We start from the raw sequence: 18003 nt of genomic DNA, 5'->3' as shown, positions 1-18003 counted from the left end.
GGGCGACCGGAAGGTTCATTTCTTGAGTTTGCCTGAAGGGTTGTAGTTTATGATGTCCTGCGCCCGAATCCAGCCGGGTTCGCCACGCTTCAAGTCCTTTTGCGCGCGCATGGCGAAAATTTTCGCATTCGTGTAATCGCCGGAATAGAAATGGCCCTCGGCGGTGGCGAGTTCCGCCGCCGGAATGTTGCCAAGCTCGCCATAGGCCTGGGCGAGATAGCGGTATCCGACCGTGTTTTCCTTGTCGCGCCCGAGACCGTTGTTGATCTGCACCACCGCCTTCTTCAGCGAGTCGGGCGTGCCGATGGCCATCAGCGCCTGGCCGAGGGAAACGGGCAACAGGCCCGACCTCACCGGATCGAGGCTGACCGCCTTGGCATAGGCGTCCGCGGCGTCCTTGGGCTTGTTGGCCTTCATCAGGATGTCGCCGCGCATTTCCTGGAAGTAGGGGTTCTTCGGCTGTTCCTTGATCAATGCATTGGCCTTGGTCAGTGCTGCACCCAGATTGCCGTAGAGATAGGCCATCTGCGCTTCGCCATAGCGCGAGGCGAGGCTGCCCGGGGCCTTGCGGATCAGCCGCGTGGCGGCGGCCTGGCCGCCCATATAGGCGGCGATCTTGATGCGCATCATGTCGTGCCGCTGCTGCAGTGCCGGCGGATCGACCTTGTCGACGTTAGGGCTCTGCTTGACCAGCACTTCGAGATTGGCGATGCGCTCCTGCGGCATCGGGTGGCTGATGCGGTAGGGATCGACCTGCGTGCCGGAAAGCGACAGCGCGCTCTGGAAGCGGGCGAAGGTCTTCAGCATGCCCAAGCCGGACTGGCCGGTGGCATTGAGATAGGTGATGGCAGAGCGGTCGGCGGTCGACTCTTCGGTGCGCTGGTAGGCAAGAATGCTGCGCTGCGCCATCTCGCCGCCGCCCGCGGCCACGCCCATGCCGGCGCCGGCAAGGCCGCGGCTGTTGGTGGTGGCGCCGGCAACGATGGCGCCGGCGCCAAGCAGCGTGGCGATGATGGCCATGGTCTTGGCGCGCTCGAGCTGGTCGCGCAATTTCTGCTGATGGCCGCCTGCGATGTGGCCGGCCTCATGGGCGATGACGCCGATGATCTCGTTGGGCGTTTCTGCCTGCATCAGCGCGCCGGTGTTGATGAACAGCCGGCGCCCGGTGACGAAGGCGTTGAAGCTCTGATCGTTGACCAGAACGATATCGACACCGTCATTGGCAAGACCGGCCGCCTTGAAGATCGGCCGCGCATAGTCGCGCACCAGCGCCTCGATCTCGGCATCGCGCACGACCGGCACCGCCTGCGCGAAGGCCGTCACCGAGCCGGTGACAGCGACGGCGGCGGCAAGCAAAAGCGTCGCAAAGCCGCGCGCTGTCTTCCCGATGGAAGATTTGGACATCGTTGATTTGGGTCGGCTCTGCATGAGGTCCACTGGTAAACGAGCGCGCGAACGATGAAAAGTCACGGCACCGAAACTAGGCGAACTTGTGATCCTCACATCAATCGGGCATTTGTGCGGCGCTGCCGCCGGTTGATGGCTTTGAGCGGCGGGCCGGACGGAAAGATTGAGGTCAAATGGTAGTTTCGCTGTCGCGCCGCGGTGAAGTCGAGCCGTTTCACGCCATGGACATTCTGGCCGAAGCCAACCGGCTGAAGGCGACGGGCGTGCCTGTCGTCTCCATGGCCGTCGGCCAGCCATCCGATCCGGCGCCCGTGGGCGTGAGGGAAGCAGCCGCAAATGCGCTGAGGATCGGACGCATCGGCTATACCGACACGCTCGGTCTGGCGGATCTGCGCAAGGCGATCGCCGGACATTATGGCGATCACTACGGGATCGATGTCGCGCCGAACCGGATCGCCGTGACCACGGGATCTTCGGCCGCCTTCAATCTGGCCTTCCTGGCGATGTTCGATCCCGGCGACCGCGTCGCCATCGCAGCACCCGGCTATCCCGCCTACCGCAACATCATGGCGGCGCTCGGCATCGAGATCGTCGAGATCGAGCTCGGCAGCGACGCCTATCTTCATGCCGAGCATTTGAAGGCGGCGCATCGCGAAAAACCGCTGAAGGGCGTGTTGTTCGCCAGCCCGGCCAATCCGACAGGTGCGGTCATTCCCGTCGACGAGTTGTCGGCACTGGTGAGGACAGCCGAAGAACTCGGCATCGCGGTGATATCGGACGAAATCTATCACCGGCTGGCCTATGCCGCGCCCGACACCACGGCGCTGGCCCATGGCTCAGGCGTGACGGTGATCAATTCCTTCTCGAAATATTATTGCATGACCGGATGGCGCATCGGCTGGATGGTGCTGCCGGAAGCTCTGGTGAGGCCGATCGAGCGCATCGCCCAGAGCCTCTACATCTCGCCGCCGGAACTGTCGCAGATCGCGGCAATCGAAGCCTTCAAGGCGGCGGAAGAGCTGGAAGCGGTGAAGGCGCGCTATGCCTGGAACCGCGAGCTGTTGATGCGGCGCCTTCCGGAACTCGGATTTCCCTTGGCGGCGCCGATGGACGGTGCCTTCTACGCTTTCTGCGATGTCACCCGGCATACCAATGACAGCATGGCCTTTGCGCGCAAAATGCTGGCCGAAGCGCATGTGGCGGCGACGCCCGGTCGCGATTTCGATCCGCTGGCAGGACACCGCACGATGCGCTTTTCCTATGCCGGCAGCCATGACGACATGGTCGAGGCGATGGCGCGCATCGAGCGCTGGCTGAAATAGCGGGGACGAGCATGCCGGATCTTGAACAAACGCTGGCCGACATCGCCGCCGAGATGGCCGAGCGCTCCGATCGCGGCGAGGTCGCCACCTACATTCCGCAGCTCGGCAAGGTCGATCCGAAGAAATTCGGCATTGCCGCCGTGACCAATGACGGCCGCGTGCTGGTCGCCGGCGACGCCGACCAGGCGTTTTCGATCCAGTCCATCTCCAAGGTGTTTACGCTCACGTTGGCGCTCGGCAATGTCGGCGACGCGCTGTGGCAGCGTGTCGGACGCGAGCCGTCGGGCAATCCGTTCAACTCGATCGTGCAGCTCGAGCATGAGAACGGCATTCCGCGCAATCCGTTCATCAATGCCGGCGCCATCGTCGTCTCCGACATACTGCTTGCCGGCCACCAGCCGCGCGAGGCGATCGGCGAAATCCTGCGCTTCATCCAGTTCCTTGCCGATGACGAAGCGATCATCATCGACCGCGAGGTCGCGGCTTCCGAACGCGCCACCGGCTATCGCAACTTCGCGCTTGCCAACTACATGAAATCCTTCGGCAATGTCCACCATGCACCGGAGCTGGCGCTGGGCGTGTACTTCCACCATTGCGCCATCGCCATGAGCTGCCGGCAATTGGCGCTGGCCGGCCGCTTCCTCGCCAATGGCGGCAGAAACCCGGCAACCGGGCACTCCGTGGTGTCTGCCGAGCGGGCGCGGCGCATCGGCGCCATGATGCTGACCTGTGGCCACTATGACGGTTCCGGCGATTTCGCCTTCCGTGTCGGCATTCCCGGCAAAAGTGGCGTCGGCGGCGGCATATTGGGGATCGTGCCGGGTGTTGCTTCGCTCGCCGTATGGTCGCCGGGCTTGAACGCCAACGGCAATTCCAAGCTGGGGTCGATCGCCTTGGAAAAACTGGCCAGGATGATGAACTGGTCGATTTTCGCCCCCTGACGCCTTCCGTCATTCGCGCATGCAAAAATCCCGCGCCGTGGTTTGAACGGCGCGGGATTTTTGTCAGGAACCTATTTTAATCGGCTGAATAGCTAGAAAAAGCCCTTCCGCTGCCACCAGCCGGCGCGCTTCGGCTTTTCCTCGGCCTTTGCCTCGTCGGCAACGCTGGAGGAAACCACCGGCACCGCGGAGGTATCCGCGGCCACGGCTTTGCGCCGTGACTGGCGAGCCTTGGCGGGCTCGTCGTCGACGGTCGTTTCCGTGGCGGCATCGGCCGCAGCGGGGGCGGCAGCTTCGACGGCAGCTTCCGGTGCAGCCTCGGCCGCCGTCTCATCGGCGACTTCCACCACAGCCTTCTTTGCCCTTGAAGCGCGCTTCTTCTTCGGCTTTTCGGCTGGAGCGTCGTCGTTCGCCGCGGCGGGAGCCGCTGCTTCTTCAACCGCTACGGCTGCTACGGGCTCGCTTGCGGCCGTTCCGACTTCAGCGGCCTCGGCCACCGAGGCGGTTTCGCCGGCTTCGGTCTCCGTGCCGTCTTCGCGACGATTGCGCTTGCCGCCGCGCTTGCCGCGACGGCGCTTCTTGCCCTGGGCGTCATCTGATGCTTCCACCGTTTCGACGGCGCCAACCTGGGCTTCGTCTTGCTGTGTTGCATCGTCATCGCCTGGTTCAGCGGCAAAGTCGTCGCTTGCCGCCGAAACCGAAGCACCTTCGGCGCCATGCTCGCGATCGCCATGTTCGCGTTCGCGATCCTTGCCGCCGCGCCGCCTGCGGCGCTTGCGACGCTTGCGATCGCGGCCTTCGCCGTCCTCAGCCGATCTCGGCTGCTGCTGCTGCGACTGCGGCTGCGCCTGACGCGGCTGCTCTGCCTGTACCACAACCTCGTCGTCTTCCTCCTCGATGACGATCTCGTCCTCGGGCTCTTCCGGCTCGACATAGGCCGGGAAGGTTCGCGCTTCGACAAAGCCTTCCGGCTTTTCGGCAATGGCGCCGCGGAAGATCGCGTAGTGCTGCACACCGACCGTATCATCGGCCTCGACGGTGATGGTCAGGCCAAAGCGGCTTTCGAGTTCCACCAGCGTGCCGCGCTTGTGGTTGAGCACATAGAGAGCGGTCGCCGCCGGGGTCCGCACCGTGATGTGGCTGCGCGAATCCTTGAGCAGGAATTCCTCGATCGCCCGTACCACCATCAGCGCCACCGACGAATCGGAGCGCACATGGCCGGTGCCGCCGCAATGCGGGCAGGGCTTCATGGTCGATTCCAGCACGCTGGCGCGGATGCGCTGGCGCGACATCTCCATCAGACCGAAATGTGAGATGCGGCCGACCTGGATGCGGGCTCGGTCGTTCTTGAGGTGATCCTTCAGCCGCTTCTCGACGGAGCGGTTGTTGCGGTTCTCCTCCATGTCGATGAAGTCGATGACGATCAGGCCGGCGAGATCGCGCAGCCTCAATTGCCTGGCGACCTCTTCCGCCGCTTCAAGGTTGGTGTGGAGAGCGGTGTCCTCGATCGAGTGCTCCTTGGTGGAGCGGCCCGAATTGACGTCGATGGCGACCAGGGCCTCGGTCTGGTTGATGATGATGTAGCCGCCGCTCTTCAGCGTCACCTGCGGCTGCAGCATGCGGTCGAGCTGCGCCTCGATGCCGTTGCGCACGAAGATCGGCGTCGTGTCGCGGAACGGCTGAACCACCTTGGCGTGGCTCGGCATCAGCATGCGCATGAAATCCTTGGCCTCGCGATAGCCTTCCTCGCCGGAGACAAGAATCTCGTCGATATCCTTGTTGTAGAGGTCGCGCACCGAGCGCTTGATCAGGCTGCCTTCCTCATAGACGAGGGCAGGGGCGGTGGATTGCAGCGTCAGGTTGCGGACGTTTTCCCAAAGCCGCATCAGATATTCGTAGTCGCGCTTGATTTCCGCCTTGGTGCGGCTTTCGCCGGCGGTGCGCAGGATGACGCCCATGCCCTGCGGCACTTCGAGATCGGCAACGACCTCCTTGAGGCGCTTGCGGTCGACCGCACTGGTGATCTTGCGCGAAATGCCGCCGCCGCGTGCGGTGTTGGGCATCAGCACGGAATAGCGGCCGGCAAGCGACAGATAGGTGGTGAGTGCAGCGCCCTTGTTGCCGCGCTCTTCCTTGACCACCTGCACCAGCAGGATCTGCCGGCGCTTGATGACTTCCTGAATCTTGTACTGGCGGCGCACCGGCTTGCGGCGGCTGCGCACCTCTTCCAGCGCATCCTCGGCGCCTACGGATTCGATCTCGTGGTCGTCCGGATGCGAGGACTGCACCTCTTCCAGCATGCCGCGATCATTGTCCTCGGAGGTGGCTTCGCCACTTGCCTCGCTGGACGACCTTTCGTCACCCGGCTCCGCCGCAGGGACAGCTTCGGAGATCACATCCGCTTCGACGCTTGCCGCGATCGATGTCGGGCCGCCTTCCGACGGTTCGGTCCCGGATGTCTCGGCGTCGGAGGCTTCGCTGTCGCCATGCCCGGCATGATCGTCATGCCCGGCGGTATTGGCCGCGGCATGCTCGGAAGCAGGCGCTTCGGAGACGGCATCGCTGCCGGCATCGCCATGTTCGCCGTTTTCATCATCGGCGCCGGCGTCGCGCTTGTGTTCGCCGCGCTCACGACCCTTGCCGCCGCGCCGGCGGCCGCGCCGGCCGCGATCGCGACTCTGGCGGTCGTCGCCGTCATTGTCCTCGTTCTCCTCGTCCTCGGCTTCCTGCGCTTCAGCGCGCAGCAAAGCCTGACGATCGGCGACCGGGATCTGGTAATAGTCGGGGTGAATTTCACTGAAGGCGAGGAAACCGTGACGGTTGCCGCCATATTCGACAAAGGCTGCCTGGAGGGAAGGTTCGACACGCGTTACGCGGGCGAGATAGATGTTTCCTTTGAGCTGCTTCTTGTCCTGAGATTCAAAGTCGAATTCTTCAATACGGTTACCGCGGATAACGACAACGCGTGTTTCCTCCGGGTGGGAGGCGTCTATCAGCATTTTGTTGGGCATTATTTCGTTTCCTCCCGGCAGCCGTCAGCCGCAGCTTGCGAGGCAAAGCCCGCTGCTGCGTGTCTGGGATGTGGGTGCCGGATGTCTGAATGTCCGCCGGACGCCGCTTGAGCGCCATGGCGGTGCCGCCCGCAGCCACAATGGCGCGGTTTGATGCGGACCTTTCCATGATTGCGCTTGAAGCCATCGTCACCAGCAGAACCTTTTGAACCAAAGCCCGGACGAACCGGACCAGCTTGTTTGCTCATACAGAGCCGGCACGGGAACAAACCCGGCCGTTTTCCTCACGCAGGCGATTCCCCCGCCACGGGCGCACACCTGCGAAATTCGTCGCGATCACCTGAAGCCTTTTCGCTGGAGCGAAAGGAGCCGCCTTTCATCTGACCTGTAGCAGGAAGCTGCGGGAGAAGCGGTTCCAGGATTGCAGTGATCCACCATCGCTTTTATGATTTGACGGGGTGGAAGGCAACCCCGATTTCGGATGCCGGCAAAAAGCAGTGCCGTAACGGAAGCACAGGCCTTAATCCTCAATGAAAAGGCTTGGTTAACCTTCTCTGGATACCAATCGTTAATCGAGTCTGCGGCCTGACCGGCATTTCGACCAACCACGCGGGCGCAAGCGCCAAATCGGGAGCGACTGCAAAGAAATGGGACTGGCGGGCATCACAGACAAGGGCCATGGCCGTGCAGGCCGTTTCCTGCGCGCTGCCGGTGTGCTGTTGCTGCTGGCGCTTTGCCTTGCTTTTGCGCCGGTTTCACGCGCCGCCGATGCGCCACTCGGCGCCACCGCCTACAAGATGGCCGGCGACGCAACCAAGATGCGCATCGTCATCGATTTCGACCGCGAGCCCGACATCAAATGGTTCCTGCTGCGCGGCCCCAACCGGCTGGTCGTGGACCTGCCGCGCACCCGATTCGCCATTGGCGCGAAGGACGCCAAGGCCCGCGGCCTGGTCAAAGCGGTGCGTTATGGCGATCAGGGCGAGGGATCGCGGCTGATCCTGACCGGCAAGGGGCCGTTCTCGGTCGACAAGCTCGAGGTGCTCAAGAACGAGGACGGCGCAGGCTATCGCATCGCCATCGACATGTCGGCAGCCTCCGACCGCGAGTTCGACGAAGCCCTTGCCAACCAGGCGCTGACCACTGGCTCGACCGTCTCCACCGACAAGGGCTCCAGGGTCGGCACAGGGCCGATCTCCAATCCCGGGCATCGCTTCACCATCGTCATCGATCCCGGCCATGGCGGCATCGACGGTGGCGCCGAAGGCCTCAACGGCACCATCGAGAAGAACGTGACGCTGGCCTTCGCCACCGAATTGCGCGACAAGCTCGCCGCCGTCGCCAACTACGACGTGTTCATGACGCGCGATACCGACGAGTTCCTGCGGCTCGATGACCGCGTGCGCATCGCCCGGCAGCACGAGGCCGACCTTTTGATCTCGATCCATGCCGACACGATCAGCGTCAAGGGTATCAGAGGCGCCACCGTCTATACCGTCTCCGACAAGGCGTCCGATCCGCAAGCGCAGGCGCTTGCCGACCGCGAAAACCTCTCCGACCAGTTCGCCGGCATGGTGATCAAGGACGACAACAAGGAAGTCACCGACATACTGATCGACCTGATCCGCCGCGAGACGCATAATTTCTCGATGAGCTTTGCCCACACTCTGGTCGGCCAGTTGTCCACCAGCGTCGGCCTGATCAATAATCCGCAGCGTTCGGCCGGCTTCAAAGTGCTGAAAGCGCCCGATGTGCCGTCGGTGCTGGTGGAACTTGGCTATCTCTCCAACGCCAAGGATGAAGCGCAACTGCTCGACGCCGACTGGCGCGGCAAGGCGGCGCAGAGCATCACCAACGCCGTCGCCCTGTTTGCCTCCGCCAAGATGGGAACGGGAACCGGAGGCTGAGATGGTCGCCGCCGCCCACGACCGGAGGCAGCGTTGCACGACGACAACACCAGGCGCTTTTATTTCAGGTGGGGGATGCCTAAACCGGGCACTGCCGTATTTTGCCCACATGGTGGCGACATGGGTTTTCCATCACGGATCGGGACAGTTGCGAAGGCTTGCGCGAAAGGCGGCTTCGTCTAGGAAATTCCCGGACCTCGGACTGGAGCGGGCATGATTCGTCTTATCGGCTATTTCTTTGGTATCGGCACGACGCTGGCGCTTATCGTCGCCGCGGGCGTGGCGATATACATCAGCCATCTGTCGAAAGACCTGCCCGACTACGAGGTGCTGGCCAAGTACGAGCCGCCGGTCACGACCCGCATCCATGCTTCCGACGGCTCGCTGATGGCCGAATATGCGCGCGAACGGCGGCTCTATCTGCCGATCCAGGCGGTTCCGGACCGGGTCAAGGCGGCGTTCCTGTCGGCCGAGGACAAGAATTTCTACAACCATCCCGGCATCGACATCACCGGGCTTGGCCGCGCCATCTACGTCAACCTGCAGAATCTTGGTTCGGGCAGGCGCCAGGTCGGCGCCTCGACCATCACCCAGCAGGTGGCGAAGAACTTCCTCTTGTCCTCGGACCAGACCTACGAGCGCAAGATCAAGGAGATGATCCTGGCCTTCCGCATCGAGCAGGCCTATTCGAAGGACCGCATCCTTGAGCTCTACCTCAACGAAATCTTCTTCGGCTTCGGCGCCTATGGCGTTGCGGGCGCGGCACTGACCTATTTCGACAAGTCGGTCAACGAACTCACGGTCGCGGAAGCCGCCTATCTGGCGTCGCTGCCGAAGGGGCCTAACAACTACCATCCCTTCAAGCATGCCGACCGCGCCATCGAGCGCCGCAACTGGGTCATCGACCAGATGGTCGAGAACGGCTACGTGACGCGCGAGGAAGGCGACAAGGCCAAGGCCGAGCCGCTTGGCGTGACGCCGCGCCGCAACGGCTCTTATTTGTTTGCGGGTGAATATTTCACCGAGGAAGTGCGCCGCCAGATCATCTCGCGCTATGGCGAGAACGCGCTCTATGAGGGCGGCCTTTCGGTGCGCACGACGCTCGATCCGAAGATCCAGCTCATCGCCCGCAAGTCGATGCAGAACGGCTTGCTCAAATACGACACGCTGCGCGGCTATCGCGGACCGGTGACGCATATCGATGCTTCCGGCGACTGGGGCGTGGCGCTGGGCAACGTCAAGGGGCTGGAAGACGTGCCGGAATGGTCGCTTGCCGTCGTGCTCGACAGCTCGGCGACCGGCCTTTCCATCGGCCTGCAGCCGACGCGGCAGATTTCGGGCGATATCGTCAAGGAACGCATCGAAGGCGCCGTCAGCAAGGAAGACATGAGCTTTGCCATGCGCCATGTGGTCGATGGCAAGACGGTCAAGGCCAAGTCTCCGGCCGATGTACTGCAGCCCGGCGACGTCATCTTCGTGCAGAAGAACGAAGGGTCGGAAGGCGCCTACACGTTGCGCCAGGTGCCGGAAGTGGAGGGCGGCCTGATCGCCATGGATCCACATACCGGCCGCGTGCTGGCCATGGTCGGCGGCTTCTCCTATGCGCAGTCGGAGTTCAACCGCGCCACGCAGGCGATGCGCCAGCCGGGATCGTCCTTCAAGCCGATCGTCTATTCGGCCGCGCTCGACAATGGCTATACGCCGGCCTCGGTGATCATGGACGGACCGATCACCATCCAGAGCGGCACCACGACCTGGACGCCGAAGAACTATGACGGCACGGTGGCCGGTCCCGCGACCTTGCGCTCCGGTATCGAAAAGTCGCGCAATTTGATGACGGTGCGGCTCGCCAACGACATGGGAATGAAGCTGGTGGTGGAATATGCCGAGCGTTTCGGCGTCTACGACCATCTGGCGCCGTATCTGCCGATGGCGCTGGGTTCCGGCGAGACGACGGTGATGCGCATGGTGTCGGCCTATTCGATCATGGCCAATGGCGGCAAGTCGATCAAACCCTCGCTCATCGACCGCATCCAGGACCGCTACGGCAAGACCGTGTTCAAGCAGGACGAGCGCGGCTGCGAAGGTTGCAATGCGCCCGAATGGAACAACCAGCCCGAACCGGAACTGGTCGACAATTCCGAGCAGGTGCTCGATCCGATGACCGCCTACCAGATCACCTCGATGATGGAAGGCGTCGTCCAGCGCGGTACCGGCGCCACCATCGCCGAGCTTGGCCGCCACATCGCCGGCAAGACCGGAACGACCAATGACGAGAAGGACGCCTGGTTCATCGGCTATACGCCGAACCTCGTCGTCGGCCTTTACATGGGTTACGACACGCCGCGCGGTCTCGGCCATGGCGCCACTGGCGGCGGTCTGGCGGCACCTATCTTCAAGGACTTCATGCGCGTTGCGCTGGACGGCACGCCGAATGTCGACTTCAAGGTGCCGGAAGGCATGAACCTGGTCGCGATCAACCGCAAGACCGGCATGCGTGCCGCGTCGGGCGATCCCGGCACCATCATCGAAGCCTTCAAGCCCGGCACCGGCCCAGCCGACAGCTATTGGGTGATCGGCATGGGCGCCGACGGGTCCAACGGCGCCGGCGGACCGCTATCGCCGCAGGCTACGGAAGCCATCCAGGCACCTGGCGGCGGACTCTACTGACGACCTGATTTTTTACGTCGAATGGGCTGGCTTGTTGAGCCGGCCCATTTCGCTTTACAGGCAGCAATGCCGTGCCTATGTATCGCGCCGACCCAAGCGCCACTTCGAAAACAGGACAGAACAACCAGCCATGCGCGCGGAAACGCAGAATATTGTCGACGAGATCAGGCAGGCGATCACCCTGCTGAGGAGGCATCTTTGACTGGGATCAGGCTATAAAGCGGCTTGAATACCTGAACGTGCGCGCCGAGGATTCCAGCCTCTGGAATGATCCGCTGGAAGCGCAAAAGCTGATGCGCGAGCGCCAGGGCCTCGAAGACGGGATCGCCGGCGTCAAAAGCCTGACTCAGGCGCTGGAAGACAATATCGGCCTGATCGAACTGGGTGAGGAAGAGGGCGACCAGAGCGTGATCGCCGAGGCGGAAGCAGCCCTCCGCTCGATGCAGGGCGAGGCCAAGGCCCGCCAGGTCGAGACGCTGCTGTCGGGCGAGGCCGACGCCAACGACACCTATCTCGAAGTCCATGCCGGCGCCGGCGGCACCGAGAGCCAGGACTGGGCCTCGATGCTTCTGCGCATGTACACGCGCTGGGCCGAGCGTCGCCGTTTCAAGGTCGAAGTGCTGGAAGTCCATGACGGCGAAGAGGCCGGCATCAAGTCCGCCACGCTCCTGATCAAGGGCCACAATGCCTATGGCTGGCTGAAGACCGAGTCGGGCGTTCATCGCCTGGTCCGCATTTCACCCTATGACAGCAATGCGCGCCGCCACACGTCCTTCTCCAGCGTCTGGGTCTACCCGGTCGTCGATGACAGGATCGAGATCGACGTCTCGGAATCCGATGTACGCATCGACACCTACCGCTCATCCGGTTCGGGCGGCCAGCACGTCAACACCACGGACTCGGCGGTTCGCATCACCCATATCGCCACCGGCATCGCGGTTGCCTGCCAAGCCGAACGCTCGCAGCACAAGAACAAGGCGAAGGCCTGGGAAATGCTGCGCTCGCGCCTTTACGAGGAAGAGCTGAAGAAGCGCGAAGCGGTGGCCAATGCCACAGAAGCGTCGAAGAGCGACATCGGCTGGGGTCACCAGATTCGTTCCTATGTGCTGCAGCCCTACCAGTTGGTGAAGGACCTGCGCACCGGCGTCGAGAGCACCAGCCCGTCGAGCGTGCTCGACGGCGACCTCGACGACTTCATGGAAGCCTCGTTGTCGCAGCGCATCGAGGGCGGTGCCGGTGAAGCCGTGGCCGACCTCGACTAGGATATGTTCATATTCAGCTGAGGCCGGCCTGCGAATGGATGATACCTGCGCTTCCGCCACTTTCGACTCGGCTGACTTGAATAAGAACATCCCTTGGCGGGGGAGCGAAGGAGGAACCATGAGTCGCAGGCTCACCGGCAAATGCTTTTGCGGCACGGTTCAGTATGAAGTGGCGGACGAGTTCGTCTATGCCGCGATCTGCCATTGTTCGAACTGCCGGCGCACCACAGGTTCCGCCTTCAAGCCCTTCGCCGGCATCGAGCGCGAGAAACTTGCCCTTGCCGAAGGGCATCACGGGCTCATCCATTTCGGCGATGACAGCGGCCACGATGCGCATTGCAGCCGCTGCGGCTCGTTGCTGTATTCGCTGGTCCGCGACGGCGCCTATGTCCATGTCGCCATGGGCACGCTGGTCGACGATCCGACGATCCGGCCGACCGCGCACATCTTCGTCGGCTCCAAAGCGCCATGGTTCACCATCGCCGACGACTTGCCGCAATATGAAGGGCATGTGATCGCCGGTCCAGGCGAAGTATAGGCTGGAACCACATTCGGCCAATCCCGTTGTTTCGATGCCCGTCTGCCGGGAGTTGAGCCTGGCCTTGGATCTCGTCAGAGGTGGCAGATAGCGGCGTAGATGTGCGGCCTCGCGCAGCAACTTCTTGCGCCAGCCTAGGAATCAGCCCAGCATCCGAGGGCTGGAAGAGAAAAAGCATTTATGGCCGGACGCGGCATATCTGCGACCTGACGATCCGGCCACTGGGAAGACACGTTCCGGGAACGGGCAAGCGAAACGCTTGATGCTCGTTTGAAAGGAACGCTTCCATGTCTGCTGCCACTCTCCGATCGGCCAGAGCCGTTCAACCGGCTGGCCGACTCCTGTTTTCCTTGTTCGTGACCCCGATCTTTGCAATCGCGATGCTTGCTGCGGTGCTGACCGCACCCGCCTTCGCCCATGACGCCAAGCCTACGGCGGCGAAGCCGCAAGGCTGGAGTTATCCCTTCGCCTGCTGCGCAAACTACGACTGCCGCACCACCCATACCGGCGAGGTGCTGGAAAAGCCGGAGGGCTATGTCATCGCCGGAACGGGGGAGGTCGTTCCGATGAGCGACAAGCGGGTCAAGGACTCACCCGACGGCGATTTCCACTGGTGCGCGCACCAGGCCGGCCTCGACGCAGGCAAGACGATCTGCCTGTTCGTGCCACCGCGTTCCTACTGAGTTCTGTTGGCAGTTCTCATCGGAAGGCCGGCCTTGGTGCTGAAGGCGCTTGCGTCAGACGGCAGCAGCGAGTGCTGAGGCGAAGTCGCGATACGGCCGCAGTGGGCGACCCAGAAGTGCCGTCAGGCGCTCGACGTCGCCGGTCTCGGGCAGCATCCCGTCGGTAAAGAAACGCTCGCCCATCAGGCGCATGTCGTAGGCCATCCAGGCGGGCAGGAACTGCTTGAGATTTTGCTCAAAACCCTCCGTATTGTCGCCGCTGTAGCTGATCGGACGGGCGAGTACGTCTGACCAGATTGCGGCAATGTCCGTCCCGGTCAGTGTCTGCGGACCGACGAGGTTGATCCTCTCGAACGCAAGCGGCTCCTTGGACTGTTCGCGACGCAGCAGCTCAAGGGCGGCGATCTCGGCGATATCGCGGGCATCGATCATGGCGAGACCCTTGGGGCCGATCGGCATTGGGTAGGTGCCGTAGCCGGTGATGACGTCTTCGACCGTCAGATCGTTCTGGATGAAGTAGGCCGGGCGCAAGATCGTAGCTTTGAAGTCCATCTGCTCGATCATTCGCTCCACGCCGAACTTGCCCGCGAAATGCGGCACGTTCACATAGACGTCAGCGTGGATCACCGAGAGATAGACGATCCGCTCGATGCCGGCCGATCGGGCGACGTTCAAGGCGATCAAAGCCTGGGTGAATTCGTCCGGCACCACGGCGTTCAAGAGAAACAGCGTGGAAACGCCAGACATGGCTTTGCGCAGCGAATCGACATCGAGAAAGTCGCCTTGCACGACGGATACGCCCGCCGGAAAACTGGCTTTCGACGGATCGCGCACGAGAGCACGCACATCGGCGCCGCGCTTGGCGAGCTGTTCGACGACTTGGCGGCCGATATTGCCGGTGGCGCCGGTAACGAGAATGGTCATGGAATTTCTCCTGTTGGGTTGCTTGACAGCCCCAATATGTGTGGCTCACAAAGAGCCCAGTAGACGGTAATTTTAGACACGTCGTCTCACTGGTGGGACAGTCATGGATCTTTTAGCCCTTGCCGATTTTAACCTCGTGGCCCGCCATGGCGGCTTCGGCAAAGCGGCAAGGTCCACCGGCCGGCCCAAGGCAACGTTGTCCCGGCGCGTTGGCGAATTGGAAAGCAGTCTCGATCTGCGTCTGTTCGAACGGGGTGCGCGTAACCTGAAGCTGACCGAAGAAGGACGGGCGCTCTTCGAGCGGACGGGGGCGTTGCTTGCCGAGCTGGACGAGACGGCATCGGCGATTGCCTCGGGCGGTCAGAGACCCAAGGGCAGATTGCGGATCAGCGCGCCTTTGCATTTTTCGCAGACTGCAATGGGGAGGATCGCTGCGGGATTTGCCCTGAGGTATCCTGAGGTGAGGCTTGAAGTGACCACCGAAGACCGGCATGTCGACATGATCGAGGAAGGCTACGATCTGGTAATCCGGGTCAATCCGGATCCCGATGAAAGCCTGGTCGGACGGGCGTTTCTCCGCGACCGCCTGGTCGTTGTCGCGAGCCCGGACCTTCCTCGCCCGGCCGATGGGCTCGCCGCTCCTGGCATTGCGCGCGGGACAGGCGAGCGGCAAACATGGCAGGTGAAGACACCAGGTGGCCGGGCAACACTTAGAATCGAGCCGGTCCTCGCCTTGTCGACGCTGATCATGGTCCGCGATGCGGTGCGAGCCGGCGTCGGCGCAGGACGGCTTCCCATTTCGTTGGTGGCCCACGACCTGGCTGACGGCACACTGGTGAATTGGGGGGATATTGACGGCCCCGAAATTTCTCTATGGACGCTCTACCCGTCGCGGCGGCTGCTCAGCGCGCGCGTGTCGGCATTCCTGGATTTTCTAAAACAGGCTTTCCCAAACGGGAGGCCGGACGAACTGGCCGCCTATATCGGCAGGTGACGACGATTGGGAGGTGACGACGGGTCCGCTTCAGCCAGAGCGCCGCTCGGCTCGATCGACCGGAGCCTGCTGACAGACAGTTGTCAGGAGCCTTCCTTTATGGTGCCTTGCCGCATGGGTGGCGGGCAACCGAGAGGAAAGCTTTTCATGACCATCAAGGCCAGCTGTCATTGCAAGGCGACGACGTTCGAGGTTTCGCAGGCGCCCGAGACGGTAACACAATGCACCTGCTCGTTCTGCTCCAAGCGCGGTTCGCTGTGGGCTTACTACGTTCCGTCGCAATTCAAGCTCACCAGCTCGCCGGAAAACGTTTCCTTCTATCAATGGGGATCGAAGACCGTCAAACACGGGTTTTGCGCCATTTGCGGCTGCGGCACCTTCACCGAAACGCCGGACTGGTCAACCGGCAAACCGGACTTCGACAATCCCAAGATATCAGTCAATTCGCGGCTGTTCGACGATTTCGACCTCGATAAGGTCGAGGTGGTCGTCATTGACGGCAAGAACCTCTGGTAGGCCAGCACCAGCCACCGAAGCGGAAGAGTGGCGCGAGCGGGGAAAAGCCGCTTTCGCCGCTCGGTTTTTCGCCGCATTTCATGTTACAAGACCGGAGAAGGGCTTATGTGCGCGAGCCGCAAAGGCCGCGCTTTGGAGAGGGACGATTCTATGAAAAAGACTGTGCTCGTCGCCGTTGCGACGGCTGTGCTGGTGAGTGCCTGCACCACGACCGATCCGTACACCGGCGAGCAGAAGGTTTCGAACACCGCAGCCGGCGCCGGCCTTGGCGCCCTGGCGGGTGCGGGCCTCGGCCTGCTTGCCGGCGGCAATGACCGCCGCAACGCGCTGATCGGCGCCGGTATCGGCGCGCTGGCCGGCGGCGCCATCGGCGCGACCATGGACCAGAACGAGGCTGAACTGCGCCGCCAGCTCGAAGGCACCGGCGTCAGCGTCACCCGCACCGGCGACCAGATCATCCTCAACATGCCGTCCGACATTACTTTCAACGTCGACCAGGATGCGGTGAAGCCCGGCTTCTACCAGGTGCTGAACTCGGTTGCGCTGGTGCTGAAGAAGTTCAAGCAGACCACGGTCGACGTGTTCGGCCATACCGATTCGACCGGTGGCGACGAACACAATTTCGATCTGTCGCAGCGCCGCGCATTGGCGGTCGCCAACTATCTCTCAGGCCAAGGTGTCGATTCGCGCCGCTTCGCCGTCACCGGATTCGGCAAGACCCGTCCGATCGCGTCCAATGGAACGGCGGCCGGCCGTGCGCAGAACCGGCGCGTCGAGATCCAGCTTTCGCCGCTGACCTGAATTGTTCGGCATCGAAATGCGAAGGCGGCCCCCGCAAGGGGCCGCTTTCTTTTTGGGCTCCTGTGGTCCGCCAAAAGGTCTAACGCATTAGAGATTTCTAATAATTCCTTTCCGGAGGCCTTGGAAGGGATTAGCATTGGTGCGGTTCCAGAGGGGATGGGGCGATACAAACGGCCGCGCAGTCACTTAGTCGGCCCCGGTCCTGCACGGCCTGATAAGGAAATCTGGGAGGAATGCATGACAAGAACAGCTCGTCTTGGGCGTTGCGGCGTCCTCATTTTGACAGGTCTGGCCTCAGCTTGGTGCGCTGCGGCCACGGCTCGAGCCGAGGACGCCAACAAAGCCGACATCGAAGCTTTGAAGAAATCGCTCGCCAAATATGAGGACTACACGGTCGCCGTCCGCGACCTTTATCTGTCGACTGTCGGGTGTGTCTATTACAGCGGGGACAGGATCGAGGGCGCAATGGACTATCCGAAGGGCGCTATGGGCATCCATTTCGTCAACGTCCCGAGTGTCGGTCAGAAACTCGATCCGATGCGCCCCAATGTGCTGATCTACGAGCCGACCAAGAAAGGCTTGAGATTGGTTGGCGTGGAATGGCTGGTGCCCCTGACGCCAGACACCAAGGAACCTCCAAAACTATTTGGCCAGACCTTCATGGGACCGATGGAAGGGCACTATCCGCTCATTCCGAGGGAGTTCGTCCACTACGACCTTCATGCCTGGCTGTTCAGAGACAATCCGAACGGCATGTTCAGTCCGACCAACCCGAACGTGAAATGCAGCAAGGCAGAGTTTCCGATGCTGGAAAAACCGACCAAGATGATGCCCGGCCCGATGTGACGGACGGGCCAGGATAGGAGGGTGCCAAGAGTGCAAGCTGGCCGGCTGCATTTGAGAGCGCTCGGGATCAGGCTCGGACGACGATCGGCATGAGGGCCGGCGCGCATGAAGGCTGCCCGCATGATGTCGTCGCGGAAGCCGACAATGGCGGCAAAATTGCGCACGCGCCAGCATCGCGCTG

The 18003-nt window shown here is 62.4% G+C and carries 14 protein-coding genes; 11 read left to right on the top strand and 3 right to left on the bottom strand.

Going from position 1 to position 18003, the window contains the following annotated elements; genetic code table 11:
- Positions 1–15 precede the first annotated feature (15 nt).
- On the bottom strand, positions 16–1428 hold the full coding sequence (locus tag NKJ78_RS18820) for a M48 family metalloprotease (protein WP_352459058.1): 1413 nt from the start codon (positions 1426–1428) through the stop codon (positions 16–18).
- A gap of 152 nt (positions 1429–1580) precedes the next feature.
- Here NKJ78_RS18820 and NKJ78_RS18815 point away from each other — a divergent pair, with 152 nt between their 5' ends.
- Positions 1581–2729 (top strand): pyridoxal phosphate-dependent aminotransferase, encoded by a 1149-nt coding sequence (locus tag NKJ78_RS18815; RefSeq protein ID WP_023738935.1) that lies wholly within the window; start codon positions 1581–1583, stop codon positions 2727–2729.
- Between the two features lie 11 nt (positions 2730–2740).
- Complete coding sequence (locus tag NKJ78_RS18810; protein ID WP_023738934.1) at positions 2741–3670, top strand: glutaminase; 930 nt, start codon at positions 2741–2743, stop codon at positions 3668–3670.
- Positions 3671–3762: 92 nt separating this feature from the next.
- Here NKJ78_RS18810 and NKJ78_RS18805 read toward each other — a convergent pair whose 3' ends face one another.
- A complete protein-coding gene (locus NKJ78_RS18805; protein WP_023738933.1) occupies positions 3763–6681 on the bottom strand; it encodes a ribonuclease E/G in 2919 nt (972 codons plus the stop codon).
- Between the two features lie 647 nt (positions 6682–7328).
- On the opposite strand from NKJ78_RS18805, the gene NKJ78_RS18800 reads away from it, so the two are divergent.
- The 5 genes from NKJ78_RS18800 (at position 7329) to NKJ78_RS18780 (ending at position 13741) form a co-directional block, all read left to right on the top strand.
- On the top strand, positions 7329–8588 hold the full coding sequence (locus NKJ78_RS18800; RefSeq protein WP_023738932.1) for an N-acetylmuramoyl-L-alanine amidase: 1260 nt from the start codon (positions 7329–7331) through the stop codon (positions 8586–8588).
- A 213-nt stretch (positions 8589–8801) separates the two neighbouring features.
- Positions 8802–11258, top strand: coding sequence for a penicillin-binding protein 1A (locus NKJ78_RS18795; RefSeq protein ID WP_023738931.1), 2457 nt, complete (start codon positions 8802–8804; stop codon positions 11256–11258).
- 130 nt (positions 11259–11388) lie between these two features.
- Positions 11389–12520, top strand: a protein-coding gene (prfB, locus tag NKJ78_RS18790; RefSeq protein WP_155922402.1) for a peptide chain release factor 2 whose coding sequence is annotated in 2 segments (ribosomal slippage) — positions 11389–11454 and positions 11456–12520 — 1131 coding nt in all. Because the reading frame shifts where the segments join, the coding sequence is not laid out codon by codon here.
- 118 nt (positions 12521–12638) lie between these two features.
- Positions 12639–13058: a GFA family protein gene (locus NKJ78_RS18785; RefSeq protein ID WP_023738930.1), complete on the top strand. Its 420-nt coding sequence runs from the start codon at positions 12639–12641 to the stop codon at positions 13056–13058.
- Between the two features lie 287 nt (positions 13059–13345).
- On the top strand, positions 13346–13741 hold the full coding sequence (locus NKJ78_RS18780; protein WP_023667474.1) for a hypothetical protein: 396 nt from the start codon (positions 13346–13348) through the stop codon (positions 13739–13741).
- 54 nt (positions 13742–13795) lie between these two features.
- On the opposite strand, the gene NKJ78_RS18775 is transcribed toward NKJ78_RS18780, so the two are convergent.
- Positions 13796–14665 carry an NmrA/HSCARG family protein gene (locus tag NKJ78_RS18775; RefSeq protein ID WP_352459057.1) on the bottom strand — a complete coding sequence of 290 codons (870 nt, stop codon included), beginning with the start codon at positions 14663–14665 and terminating at the stop codon, positions 13796–13798.
- A 103-nt stretch (positions 14666–14768) separates the two neighbouring features.
- Here NKJ78_RS18775 and NKJ78_RS18770 point away from each other — a divergent pair, with 103 nt between their 5' ends.
- The 4 genes from NKJ78_RS18770 to NKJ78_RS18755 all read left to right on the top strand — a co-directional run bounded on the left by NKJ78_RS18770 (position 14769) and on the right by NKJ78_RS18755 (position 17822).
- Positions 14769–15659, top strand: a complete 891-nt coding sequence (locus NKJ78_RS18770; protein WP_023738928.1) for a LysR family transcriptional regulator — start codon at positions 14769–14771, stop codon at positions 15657–15659.
- A gap of 147 nt (positions 15660–15806) precedes the next feature.
- Positions 15807–16175 carry a GFA family protein gene (locus tag NKJ78_RS18765; protein ID WP_023667471.1) on the top strand — a complete coding sequence of 123 codons (369 nt, stop codon included), beginning with the start codon at positions 15807–15809 and terminating at the stop codon, positions 16173–16175.
- 150 nt (positions 16176–16325) lie between these two features.
- A complete protein-coding gene (locus NKJ78_RS18760; RefSeq protein WP_023667470.1) occupies positions 16326–16976 on the top strand; it encodes a YiaD family glycine zipper/OmpA-like lipoprotein in 651 nt (216 codons plus the stop codon).
- A gap of 237 nt (positions 16977–17213) precedes the next feature.
- The gene (locus NKJ78_RS18755) at positions 17214–17822 is read left to right on the top strand and encodes a hypothetical protein (protein WP_023702468.1); all 609 of its coding nucleotides are present in this window, start codon (positions 17214–17216) and stop codon (positions 17820–17822) included.
- The last annotated feature ends 181 nt before the right edge of the window (positions 17823–18003 follow it).

The organism is Mesorhizobium sp. M0037 (genome assembly GCF_040323635.1).
In the GTDB taxonomy this organism is placed as follows: domain Bacteria; phylum Pseudomonadota; class Alphaproteobacteria; order Rhizobiales; family Rhizobiaceae; genus Mesorhizobium.
Note: the sequence above shows the minus strand (reverse complement) of the source record. Positions and strands in the feature narration are given on the sequence as shown.